The sequence below is a fragment of the Corynebacterium sp. MSK122 genome, assembly GCF_030229435.2.
GTDB lineage: Bacteria > Actinomycetota > Actinomycetes > Mycobacteriales > Mycobacteriaceae > Corynebacterium > Corynebacterium marquesiae.
Genome location: NZ_JASPHV020000090.1, coordinates 1 through 255, shown reverse-complemented (window position 1 = coordinate 255; position 255 = coordinate 1). Strand labels below are relative to the sequence as shown.

The window sequence follows — 255 nt, the reverse complement described above, 5'->3', positions numbered from 1 at the left end:
GAGCGGTGTGGACCAAAATCTGGTCGAATAACCCCACTGAACGGCTCAATAGGGAGATCCGCCGGCGTACCGATGTCGTAGGAATCTTCCCAAACCGAGACGCTGTTGTGCGCCTTGTTGGGGCGGTTTTGGCCGAACAGCACGATGACTGGATCCAACAGAAGCGTTATATGTCACTGACCAGCCTGGCACAGACCAAAGAGATCATCGCCGCTGGGGTCATCGACGAGGACCGCGACAACAACCAGGAGATCG

Annotated in this window: 1 protein-coding gene; it reads left to right on the top strand. The window is 56.5% G+C overall.

The annotated features are described in order from the left end of the window. Positions 1-255, top strand: a 255-nt coding sequence (locus tag QP934_RS11575) for a transposase (RefSeq protein ID WP_419127601.1), incomplete at both ends; no start/stop codon positions are given.